Here is a 12190-nt window from a genome sequence, read left to right as displayed (position 1 = left end):
CCACGTACCATGTTTTCGCGCCTTCCTTCCCAAGGTAGAGTACGAGCTTATTTTCAACAGCGTCTCGAATCCAGTGTTTCTTCCCGTCCGGCCTGAGCGACTGAACATAAGACTGAGTGAGCTTCACCTGCATTTTTATCCATCCTGTCCGATATTCCTTTTTGAGTAACGGGGAGTAACATATGTGATAAAGGGGGTTTTCGGGCTGGCCTCTTCCGTGCAAAACCGGCAATATATTGGAATCGCTTCAACAGCAGCGGCCCTGTTTACCTGAAGGAAGCGGCCAATCCCCCATTTCTGTTACTCACTGGTTACTCACAAATGATTGTATCATACAGGATTTTTTAGGACGAATAAGAGTTAAAATACAAAACGTAAAGTATTACAGCAGAACGTTTTACAGGCAAAAAACCTTTACGGTGCATAAACCCAGTAAAACCGTTTTCACATTCCTTCACACGGAAGAGGTCACTGGTTCGAACCCAGTATTGCCCACCAAGAAATAGCAAGGGTTTACGTGAATGAACGTAAGCCTTTTTTATTTTCTCTTCCTCCATATTTCCTCCAAGGTCCTCTTTCGTTTTCACGCATTTTTGAATACCCTGTTGCGGCTCTTCTGTTTTACTGCACCAGACAGAAACTCTCGCGCCTCCTGCGGAGAAAACTGGAACGCTTTTTCCGTGTTCCACAAAAGACGGAAGTATTGCATGTCTCTCATAGTGTAACCGCGTCCACCTGGGGCTGTCCTCCAAAGTCATCCATGGCTGGGACAATCTTCAGTCTGTTCTTTCAGCATATCCTCAGCCGCTCTTACCGACCTCGTTCATGGTCTTGAATATCCAGTCGGCTCCTTCTGGAACTGTGCCCGTATTTTTTCCTGAAACGCTACGGCATCTTTTGCCATAGACTCAAACGGCCTGAACTTTACACGTCGTTCCGTCACGATGCTGGCACTGTTCCACATGTCCATGAATCGGGTGTCGTTGCTGATATCACGCTTCTTGCGGAATATCTGAAGTTTCGGGTTTTTCGACTTTACCTCCTCAAGCTTGCCCTGGTTGAAGGATTGAGAGTCGTCCTTGACGTTCATGGCATTTTTAATTAAACTTCTATACAAGTCAGAGGGATTTCCCTGTTTTCCCGACTTGGCCATAGGGGCCTGCAAACCTCGGTTAGGCCTATTCGACAAAACTTTGGGGAGTGCCTCTGCATTTTTTATTTCGTCTTCCGTAAATACCTCATGAACATAAAACTGTGCACTTATCCCCGGGGCCTGTCTAACACGAACAAAAACAATTTGTCTGTTCTTGTCAAGTTGGATTGGTGCCCCAAAATCGCAGGAAAAGAGCGAGCGTTGGTCAGGAGCATCCAGGTGAAGCTCAAAAGGGATAAAAAGTTTAAAATCTTTTCCGGTATTCTGCTTTTTTCCCAAAAAACCTGAACGCGGACAACATCATCTTTTCCGCAGGGCTTTACCTCCGGGCTGCTCCTTCTATGGGCACTGCTCTGCCTCCGCTCAACCGGCGGACGCGCACAAACTCATCAACTTCGCTCGGGCATACTCAAACCATTCTGACGCCTTACCTGCATACACCCTCAACGCCATCTTTCGCGCATGGTTCACCCAACGTCCAACCGTCATGAAAAAATGGAACATCAGCGCTTTCGGACGCTTCGACCCACACTCCTCCGGCAGAAAATTATGCCTGAACAGGCTCAAAAGAGATGACGTCAGCACCGCTGTATTCCACCACGCCGCGTTGGCTCCAAACTTCCGCGACGCCACGTGACCACCGGCAGGATCATCTTTCAATATCCGATGGATTTCTTCCGCTTTCCCGCATCTTTGATGATGCCACAGCACCGGTTGCCCTCCGTCTTCCTCTGACATATTCGTCACAATCCAAAATATTTTATAGACCTTTCCCGCAAGATTCGTCAAATGCAGCTTTTTGAGATTCTCGTTACCTGCCTCCAGTTCTTCGACCAGTTCCGGAATCACTCTCTGCCCCACGGTTTCTTTTTTTGTAAGCTTCCCTTTGAAAACTTCCCGGTTCGCTATAAAACGATATTCCGCTCCGCTTTTACTGTACCCGGCCCAGTTCGGCACATACACTACATCGGCGTATTTCTGACCCGTAGGCTCCTGTCACGCACGACCCCCGTGACGCGCCTCTTTCATCACAGGCTGTCACTACTCTTCTCCGGAACAGCTTTGACCGCCTCCCTGAACCCGTCTCCTACCGGGCAGAACAGGGTGAAGTCGATAACTCCGAAACGTTCATTTTCTCCTTTCGCGCAGTATTTCAGCAACCCTGTTTGGTCTCCCGCGCTGTCGCTTCGGTATTTTATCTTCTCCACTCCTTCGGGCGTACAGGACAAAACGCGCTTCAATTCTTCCAGTTGTCCATAGCCGGGATTCACGCTGCCATCACGAAATTCTGTCCCCACGACCATGTCATACTCCGGGCAGTATGTGTTGAACGCCTCGTAAGCCTGTTCTCTTTTGTTTTGTTTCTTCTTCGCTGTTATGGAAGCGGCTCAAATATTCACGAGTCGCGGAAGGAGACGGAACGTCGAAAAAGTGAAGGGCCGTTGTGTTGAATTTCTCTTTGAATACAGCCAGATCGTCGATGGTGGAGCCCTCGACAGGCTGCATAGCGATAAGAGAGAATAAGTGGTCAGAGTCTTTGTAACCTTTTTTTTCTCTGAGACGGATGTTTTGATTGATAATATCGTGTAAACCGATGGCGCGGCACATCTTGAGGAATGGAACAAGCCCGGCGTAAGGGGTCAGTTCAGGAACACAATCTGTAATCTGGATATCGGTTTCTAAGAGATTTTCTGTCATAATATATTTGCACTCGCAAGTGATGCTCTTTGTCTCGATAACAATAGCTTAACACTGTTTTTGCAACAGTGCGCCTCGGGTGCTCTCTTTTTACCTGCGGGGCAGACAAAATGTCCGCAAAAAGAGGGCTCCTGACTTTGGCAGTTAAAATATAAAAAACCAGATGAATGAGACATTCAGGCTTTAGAGAGCTTCTGAAATTTATACAACAACATTCAATTGAAGCTGTCGAATCAGGGCTTCCGAGGTCATAAAACTCGGAAGTTTTTTTACTCCGATGACGGAGAAAATATTCTCAGCAGTTTCATTGTTCCTGCATTTCAGGAAATATTGCCGACCGTCCACTTCAAAGGCACAGAGTACCGCTTTGCCAATCGCGTCCACGATCCGATCCGTGCTGGCCTCCATGCCTTTCTTTCGCAGTATTGTCTTTAGCGTGCTCTTCATCGTCCTGAAACAGTCCTTGATCATTACGAGCAAGCGATAAGCCTGAAAAACATCCTGTTCGTCCATTTCTGGATCACTGCGCTGTATCCTGTAATAACCGTCGTATTTGCTGCTTTCTTCGATCAGTTTTTCGTTCAAGACATACTGCTGGCGTCTTCCTGCTTCGACGTTTTAATGTATTTACGTCCTCCCTGTTTCAGGTTTTGAGCGACAAGCGCGGGATTTTCGAGCAGTTTTTGAGTTTTGTTCACCAGCCGCTCGCGATCCGCCGCATCTTTTCAGCTTCGTTTCGAAAAATAAGACAGCACGGGTTTCTCTTTCAGAACAACTTCCGAGCCGTCGTCGAGCTCTGTGACATTGGCATAATCCATGAATATTTCGTCGTCCTGTTCTACGCTTTGAAATGCAAAGGTGGTGACGTCATAAAAGACGATGTCCATCGAAGAGCAAAGGAACCTTGACTTTCACAGGTTGCCTTTTTGTTTTTGGAGTCAACGAGGCACTGGACGGGGAAAAGAAGCGCGACATTGTTCAGGTCGTACTTCAGTCGGCTGTGTTCCTGTAAAAATATTATGAAGTTACTACAACAAACAGGATATAAGAAAAAAAGAGAGAATCATTTGAGATTACTCTTCTTCCGCCCAGCCCCTCGCTTTTTCGATGGCTTTCTGCCACTTTCCGTATTTTTTTTCGCGTTCACTCAGCGTAATCGCCGGGGAAAAGACTCGATCCACCTTCCAAAGAGCTCTGAGCGCGTTGAGAGAGTCCCAGAATCCCACCGCGAGCCCGGCCGCGTAAGCCGCTCCCAGGGCCGTCGTCTCCCGGAACAGAGGACGAATGACCTCCCGGCCCGCAATATCCGCCTGCAACTGCATCAGTGTATCGTTGATCACCGCGCCTCCATCGACTTTCAGCCTGGAGACCGGAATATTCGAGTCCTTCTGCATCGCTTCGAGAACATCCCGAGTCTGATAACAAATGCTTTCCAGGGCGGCGCAGACCAGATGTTCCTTCCGGGCATAACGGGTCAGCCCCACAATAGCGCCCCGGGCGCTCATGTCCCAGTAAGGGGCAAAGAGTCCGGAAAACGCGGGGACGAAGTAAACTCCCCCGGAATCTTTGGCCTTGTTTGCAAAATATTCGCTGTCGTCGGCCGTATCGATCACCCGGAGATTGTCTCTGAGCCATTGAATGGTCGCGCCCCCCATAGCGACAGACCCTTCCAGAGCGTAAACGCAATTTCCTTCCTGCAGGCTGTAAGCAGGCGTCGTCAGAAGCCCATTTTGAGATGCCGCGCACACATCACCGGTATTGAGCAACATAAAAAGGCCTGTACCATAAGTATTCTTCACCATTCCCGGCTCAAAGCAGGTCTGGCCGAACAACGCTGCCTGCTGATCTCCGAGATCACCGGCAATGGGTATACCTGCATTAAACGTGGCGTTCTTCGCTGTTGTTCCATAAACATGGCTGGACGGCAGGATTCGCGGCAGCATAACGGCCGGAATTCCCAGAAAATCCAGCATTTCCTCATCCCAGGAAAGTGTTTTAATGTTCATCAGAAGCGTTCGGGAGGCATTCGTGACGTCCGTAACGTGAATACCCCCCCGGACGCCGCCGGTAAGGTTCCAGATCAGCCAGGTGTCAATCGTGCCAAACAAAAGGTCTCCCTGGTGCGCCCTTTCTTTAACGCCACCGACATTTTCCAGTATCCAACGAAGTTTCGTCCCTGAAAAATAGTTGCTGATGAGGAGTCCGGTCTTGTCTTTGACTTTACCGCAACCGGCAGGACTCTGTTCCCATTCCTTCATTTTCTGCCATTCAGCGCAAAAATCCTGGGTGCGCATACACTGCCAAACGATGGCGTTATAAACGGGTTCCCCCGTTTTTCTGTCCCACACAACCACGGTTTCACGCTGATTTGTAATGCCCATGCCCACCGGTTCCGCCGAGGGGACTTTCGCCCGTGCCTCACGGATCACGTTCTGCGCGCAAAACCATATTTCATTCGCGTCGTGTTCCACCCAACCAGGACGAGGACAGATTTGAGCGTGTTCCTGATGATGCGACGCAAGCGCGTTGCCTCTTTCATCAAAGAGAATGCACCGCGTACCGGTTGTACCCTGGTCCAACGCCACTATACAGTTTTCAGCCACAGCTCCCTCACCCCCGTCAGAGTATACGCTATCTTCCCCGGATCGGTCGTCCGGGACAATGTGAAAATCACTTCTGCATTCAGAAGGAAGAACTGATTTTTCCACAACTGCAGCTTTCGGGGTGAGCTCTGTACCATTCCCAGGCGGAGCGCACAATCACCTCCAGATCCGAAAAACAGGGGATCCACCCCAGGATCCTGCGCGCTTTTTTCGCGTCAGCCACCAGAACGGAGGGATCGCCCTCCCGTCGCGGGGCTTTTTTCACCGGAATTTTCACTCCGGTTACCTTTTCAGCGACTGCCACCACTTCCCGGACGGAGAACCCTTTTCCATTGCCCAGGTTGATTTTTTGGGAATCTCCGCCCTTTTTCAGGTAGCGCAGGGCCTTCACATGGGCGTCCGCCAGGTCCGCCACGTGGATATAATCTCTGACGCAGGTTCCGTCCGGCGTGGGGTAGTCGGCGCCGTACAGCGTGACGCACTCCCTCTTTCCGGCAGCGACCTGTAACACCAGAGGAATCAGATGAGTTTCGACTTTATGAGCTTCACCCCGACTGATCGTGGCTCCGGCTGCGTTAAAATAGCGTAAAATCACATGAGTCACTCCAAATGCGGATTCCGTCCAGTCCAGAATCTGCTCCACAAAATACTTTGAAAGTCCGTAGGGGTTGGCCGGCCTTTTGGAGTGGTCCTCGTCGATGGGCGTGTAATCCGGCTCGCCGTACACCGCCGCCGTGGAGGAAAACACCACATTTTTCAGCCCCTGTTCCCGAAGGGCCGACAGCATTTTTACCGTTTTGCCGGTGTTGTTTTCAAAATAACGCAAAGGTTCGGTCATCGATTCGGGAACGGAAATATAACCCGCAAAATGAACAAGCTGATCGATTTTATGTTCAACGGCGATATGGGCAAGAAGGGCAGTGTCTCCAATATTTCCCTCGTAAAAGGGGACATCCGGCGCTACTGCCTCCCGATGCCCGTTGCTGAGGTCGTCCAACACGACGACGGACTCTCCTTCCGCCCGAAGAGCCTCCACCGTAACGCTGCCGATGTAGCCCGCGCCGCCTGTTACCAGAATAGCCATATTTTTATATCCCGCTTTCTTCCAAAAAATTTTTCATAATCGAGCGATATTGCAGGGCCGCCGCTTCCCAGGTGAAGTTCCCAGCTCGTTCGACCCCCTTTTTCCTCGCCGTCCCCCTGTCCGGAGGCGCGGTCAGAAAGACTTCGAGGGCTTCCGCAATTTTTGCAGCGCTGCCGGGATTCACGTACACCGCTCCATCTCTCAGTATTTCCCGATGAACGGCGATGTCGGAAGCCAGTACGGGAGTCCCGCAGGCCAGCGCCTCCAGAGGCGGCAAACTAAATCCTTCGTACAGCGAAACGCAGACAAAAAATTCCGCCAGGTTGTAGTAACGAGGCAGATCCTCCGCGGGCACGTCAGAGCGCAGAAGAATCGAATCTCCATTCTCGCGTATTTTTTTCATCACGTCTTCGTTCGACCAGCCCGCGTTTCCGATCAACAGGAGCCTGTAACCGCTCCGGAGCCGCTTCGGCAGACTCAGCCACCCATCCAAAAGGTTCGTCAGGTTTTTTCTCGGCTCCAGCGACCCTACGCACAGGACAAATCCTTCTCTCAAACCCCTCTCCAGCCGGAACCGCTCCAGTTCATCCCCGGGCAGAGGGCGAAAACGTTCGCGGTCCACTCCGTTGTGGACGCAGATCACCCGGTCTTCTGGCAGCTTCAGCGTATTCATCACTTCGCGCCGAATGGCCTCGGAGACGGTGACAATTCCATCCGCCCTTTGAATGCCGGGCAAAAAACGCGAGTTGAAAAAATCCAGCCGCTCCCGGGGGTGCCATTCCGGATGCCGCAGACAGGAAAGGTCATGCAAAGTGAGCAGCCGAAATCTCGCCTCCAGATGTTGGAGAATCACGTGGTTCGGTTCCCAGTACAGCCGAGGACTGCCGTCTTTCGGGCTCCCAAGTCCGGCGCAGACCTCCAGCATTCCCCGGGCCGCCCGTTTCAGCAGGTCGTTCGAGCGTACCACGGAAAGCGCCGTTTTCAGCGCCCGACTTTTGAATTTTTTCTCCACGCTCCCCGTCGATTCCAGGTCCAGCAGGTTACGGGTATACCAGCCATAATAATACAGCGGCGTCCAGTCGTCACCGGGGCGGAAGATTCGCCTGCACAGCTCGAAGGTCGCCCGCCCCACGCCGGACAGAGGCGGCATCAGGGACCGGCCGTTCACTAAACAGACTGAATTTCCTTTCATTTCATCTCTCACCCCGCCAGTATCGTTTTTATGGTTTTCAGGACGATCAGCAGGTCCAGCAAAAAAGAGGCGTGTTTGACATAATACAGGTCATAGCTCAATTTAACCCTGTTCTCGCCGACGGCGGAGGCGTAACCGCAATGAACCTGCGCCCAACCGGTAAGGCCCGGCAAAACGGAGTAACGGTACGGATAAAACGGAATTTCTTCCGTATAACGATGCGTCAGTTCCGGCGTCTCAGGCCTCGGCCCGATAAAACTCATTTCCCCCAGCAAAACGTTCCACAGCTGAGGCAGTTCGTCAATATGATATTTTCTGAGAAATCGTCCAATTGCCGTGACCTCTCCGGATTCGGTCATGCTTCTGAACTTCACCATGCGAAAGGGAGCGCCATTCCGGCCAATGCGCTCCTGCACGAAAAAAACCGGACGGCCGGAGCAGCAGAGAGCTCCCAGCGCCGCCAGCCCCATGACGATCAGAGCGGGAAAACCCAGCAGCAGGAGCAAAATCCAGTCGAACAGGCGTTTAAAACGCAGGTAGTTTCCGGGGGCGCGAATTACCACGCCGGGCCCTTCCACCATGTACCGAAGGGGCAGACGCCCCGAAAAAAATTCGTAGACCGCTCCAGGGTGGGCCATGGGCACCCCCTGAATCATCATGTCGGTGATGTACCGCGTCCATTCCGGCGACAGGCGTTTTTCCTGGTACGGAGAAATAACGAGGACGTCGAAGAGCTCGGAGGCGTTCGGCGAGGCAATTTCCAGAAAATTGTCCCTCCACTCCTTTTTCAGCTCCTGAATCTGAGAACCCGGCGTAAATCCGTAACGGATCTGAGCAGCCGAAAAAAACAGCCGTTGACCGATATAGAGCCACACGAAGGAAACTCCGAAGGCGAACAGCCAGAACGAACGCGAATAATATAAACGCATGACAAAGATCAGCGCTGAAAAAACAAGAAAGCCGGAACACACCCCTAAAAAAACTCCGGGAATCCGGCTGCACAGCGGAGTGGCCGCGACGCGCCGGGTGAGGATCAGGGCCGTTCCATAGGCGCCGGCCAGCAGTGCCAGAAAACACCATCTGTCCGGGAGGACCGGAAGTCTCCCCAGACCGGAAATCCAGAAATACGGCGTGTGCCAGCAAAGGGAGGATCCCGCCAGAAAAATGAACAGAATGCCCCCCGCATCCCATAAACGTTGACTCCATCGGCTTTGCGTATCTTTAAACAACCTGTTATTCAAATTGTACGACTCCTAACCACAGCACGATTGTCAGGCCTTTTACTTCAAACTGGCATGATTACACAAATAAAATGCGGGCCGCCTTTTTAATCCACTCTCTTCTGCGGGTTCCGTAAGGGAACCATCGGTTAATTTTGTTGAAAGCCGCAACCAGGACGCCATCTCTGTAAATTGATCCGCTATAAGGGAGATTACGGGAAGAACCGGGGATCGAATCATGAACCGGCCGATGAAAAGATTCGGGAGCCGGGTCATGAACCAGGCGATAATGCGAGGCTTCTTCATGCCAATAGCTTTCAATGTTGAAATTTTCCCCCATACCAAAGTCGTCTTCCAGGTGAAAACAGGCAAAAATTTTCTTATCATTAGGATTGACAAAGTGTAAAAAATACTCCATCGGCAGACTCGCGTCCATATGCCGCATCGGCAGACGCGACAGGACCGCTCCAAAGGTACTGGCGTATTCGGAGACAAATTTCATGGCTGAATCATGAATGACGCCATCGATGAAGTCCGCGGGATAATCCGCTTTCCATTCGTCAAACACCGGCTCCCCTGCCGGCAGGTCGTATCCGACGCAGGAGGGCTGCGGGGGCAAAAAGAGATGTTCCCGTACGATAAAGGCGGACACAGGCTTGTAGTTCAAAAAAGTGTGAATATGAAAATTACCCTTTTTTTGACGTTCGAAAAATATTTCTTCATGTGCATGAAGGTAATAAGAATTGATCGGCCAGCCCAAAAGACTGCTCAGCACAAATTCCGTCCGGGCACTGTACCCAATGTCAAAGAGAACGTCTCCTTTCTGGATGATCCCGGAAAAATACTCCCGCATTTCCCGCCTGTAATTTTTCACTTTTTCGGCGTCATAAAAATACTTTTCAAAAAGAGGAACAAACTCGTAAAAACATCCCGCCGTCCCAAAGGGCTTTGAATACGGGATTTTTGCTCTCCTGCAGATTTCCTCGGCGCGATCGCGGCTCTCCTCGGAAATAACCGCTTCCAGCCCTTTGACGATCTTTCGAGGAGACTGATGTTTTATCTGCGATTCATGAAAAACTTCGAACAAATTGGCGGGTTCACGTATGAATAAAGGCGTCAGCGCTTTTCTGGAGGCGTAAAGGTAATTGGACTTCGGCGCCCCCGGAATATACCGCGCCAGCAGGTCGAACGCCTGCCTGATGTAAAAGCCGTCCCGTGCGACAAAATGAATTTGCGGAATCTGTTTTTGAGCGGTTTCCTCCGCCAGCCACAGGGCAATGGCCCAAAAGAACATTCCCAGGGGGAAAGCGCCGATGATCCTGGGGTCGCAGTTGAAATCCGTTTCCCTGTCATAAGAAACGAAGGGAAAATCATAAAGAATATTGGCGGCCACGGCCAGCATACATCGAAGACCGGGATAAAGCCAAAACGCGCCCTCGCCGTCGACCATACTTCCATTGGGCATAAACATTTTTGAAAAATAATTTCCTGAATAAAAATAAGAGTTGTCGTTTTTTAAAATATCTATAGTTTTCGGAATATGAAAAGCCTTTATTCCGTATTTTTCAGCCTGCGTCACGTCGCTGAAATAGTTGTCGCCGATAAAGCAAAATTTTTCAATATCCAATGTTTCCAAAACATGGTGATACAGCGTTCCGGTCTGTTTGGTACAACCCGCTTCATTGGACAAAAACAACGTGTAACCCTCATAGCCATTTTTGTGTAAAACAGCGTTGATCACGTCCGTCGGCAGATACATGTCGGAAATCAGAATGATCTCCCTGCCGCAGTACTGAGCCAGTTTGAACAGTTCCATGCCGGTTTTTCGGGCGCTGCAGAAGCGAAGTTCAAGTTCGATTTCCTGCGCCTTCATCTGCTCGGCGATTTCTCGAGGAATGCAATATTCAAGATGAATATATTCATAGATCTCATCCAGGGTAACGTCTTCAAAGTTTTTTCGCCTGCCGGCGTAAAAGACGCGGCAATCCTGTTCAGCCGTTCTGCGCATCAGGGCAAAATCGATGCAGCCTTCCGTTTTCATCAGGTCATTGAAGGGCTGGTTCAGTAAACAGAAGAGGTCTGACGGGAAGAAAAAAGGTCTGACGATCAGCGTATCGAACACATCAAAACCGATGTGCCTGTATTTGCCAGAGAGAATCGCCTGTTTTATATCTTCAAAATACGTAAAGTGGGGAAATAAATTCGTCTGGAATTTTTCCAGAAAAATCTCCTTTTCCTCAGGGGCTTCAATCTTTTCGACACCCAAAATACGTTTGAGGGATTTTTTCCACTTTTTCCCTTCCGTGAGGTTGTAATATTGAAAAAATCTTTTGAGATACAGTTTTCTGAAATTCTGAAACTGCTCCTCGAATCTCCCGGCGAGTCCATCCAATTTTCCATCCGATTTCAGCCCCTGCCGAAAAAACGCAAAAACGTCGGCCAAATTTTGAGCAATTTCCAGGCACTCTTTGTCCTGCTGTATCCTTTGTTCCCGACGTCCAAAAAAATAATAAATATGGTGCGCGCTGGTCACTCGTTGGGCTTTTCGCCATAAAACACCGGAAAAGGCAATATCTTCACCATAATTCAGTTTAATTGTCTCAAGGGTTCTCCACTCGCTCCGGCAGCGATCCCACAGAGCCTTTTTATAGATTCTGCCACAAACCGCATACCAGCCCCAAAAGAATCCCCTCTGATTCATAAAAGACTCCAGAACCTGCTCTCCTTCAAGATTAAGGTCCAAAAGACGAAAATTGTCCAGGTTGTAATAACAGACCTGTCCATCTTTTTTTTCGATTGCGAGATCGGAGAGGATAATATCCGCCTCTGAAATCAAAGCGTTTTCCATGAGTCTCCGGAAATAATCGACCGATAACCAGTCGTCTCCGTCCACAAACGCGATGTACCGTCCTGCGGCGGCTCCGGCGCCGGCAAGCCGGGCCTTGAACAAACCCTTATTTTTTTCTTTGGGCAGGATTTTAATACGTGAATCTTCCTGAGCGTACTCCCGAATAAGTTCCTCCTTTACCTCCGCTCCCTCAGGGACAAGGATAATTTCCAAAGCGGCGTAAGACTGTTCCTGTATGCTTTCGATGCACCTCGAAAGAGATTTTCCCTCCGCACAAACAGAAACGATCACAGAAAGCAAAGGCGGGTCGTCGCGCACTTCGCGCAATTTCTCCTCAACATGACTCATATCTGCTTTTTTCATAGCTGCAGCCTTTCCATACCTGTATATTT

General features: G+C 50.2%; 10 protein-coding genes. All 10 read right to left on the bottom strand.

The genetic code is table 11. The features are described from left to right. Window positions 1-823: 823 nt before the first annotated feature. Complete coding sequence (locus LBR61_06630) at window positions 824-1432, bottom strand: hypothetical protein (protein ID MDR1731756.1); 609 nt, start codon at window positions 1430-1432, stop codon at window positions 824-826. Window positions 1433-1516: 84 nt separating this feature from the next. Next, the gene (locus tag LBR61_06625; protein MDR1731755.1) at window positions 1517-2116 is read right to left on the bottom strand and encodes a hypothetical protein; all 600 of its coding nucleotides are present in this window, start codon (window positions 2114-2116) and stop codon (window positions 1517-1519) included. Between the two features lie 65 nt (window positions 2117-2181). After that, window positions 2182-2457: a hypothetical protein gene (locus LBR61_06620; protein MDR1731754.1), complete on the bottom strand. Its 276-nt coding sequence runs from the start codon at window positions 2455-2457 to the stop codon at window positions 2182-2184. A gap of 1 nt (window position 2458) precedes the next feature. Further along, a complete protein-coding gene (locus LBR61_06615) occupies window positions 2459-2851 on the bottom strand; it encodes a hypothetical protein (GenBank protein MDR1731753.1) in 393 nt (130 codons plus the stop codon). A 201-nt stretch (window positions 2852-3052) separates the two neighbouring features. Continuing rightward, on the bottom strand, window positions 3053-3436 hold the full coding sequence (locus LBR61_06610) for a hypothetical protein (GenBank protein MDR1731752.1): 384 nt from the start codon (window positions 3434-3436) through the stop codon (window positions 3053-3055). 488 nt (window positions 3437-3924) lie between these two features. After that, window positions 3925-5454: a glycerol kinase GlpK gene (gene glpK, locus LBR61_06605; GenBank protein MDR1731751.1), complete on the bottom strand. Its 1530-nt coding sequence runs from the start codon at window positions 5452-5454 to the stop codon at window positions 3925-3927. A gap of 79 nt (window positions 5455-5533) precedes the next feature. After that, on the bottom strand, window positions 5534-6538 hold the full coding sequence (gene galE, locus LBR61_06600) for a UDP-glucose 4-epimerase GalE (protein ID MDR1731750.1): 1005 nt from the start codon (window positions 6536-6538) through the stop codon (window positions 5534-5536). A 4-nt stretch (window positions 6539-6542) separates the two neighbouring features. Further along, complete coding sequence (locus LBR61_06595) at window positions 6543-7730, bottom strand: glycosyltransferase family 4 protein (GenBank protein MDR1731749.1); 1188 nt, start codon at window positions 7728-7730, stop codon at window positions 6543-6545. Between the two features lie 8 nt (window positions 7731-7738). Then, entirely contained in the window at window positions 7739-8971 is a 1233-nt protein-coding gene (locus tag LBR61_06590; GenBank protein MDR1731748.1) for a sugar transferase, read from the bottom strand. A 58-nt stretch (window positions 8972-9029) separates the two neighbouring features. Beyond that, window positions 9030-12116 (bottom strand): HAD-IA family hydrolase, encoded by a 3087-nt coding sequence (locus LBR61_06585; GenBank protein ID MDR1731747.1) that lies wholly within the window; start codon window positions 12114-12116, stop codon window positions 9030-9032. Between the last annotated feature and the right edge of the window lie 74 nt (window positions 12117-12190).

This window comes from Synergistaceae bacterium (genome assembly GCA_031272035.1).
Taxonomy (GTDB): domain Bacteria; phylum Synergistota; class Synergistia; order Synergistales; family Aminobacteriaceae; genus JAISSA01.
Note: the sequence above shows the minus strand (reverse complement) of the source record. Positions and strands in the feature narration are given on the sequence as shown.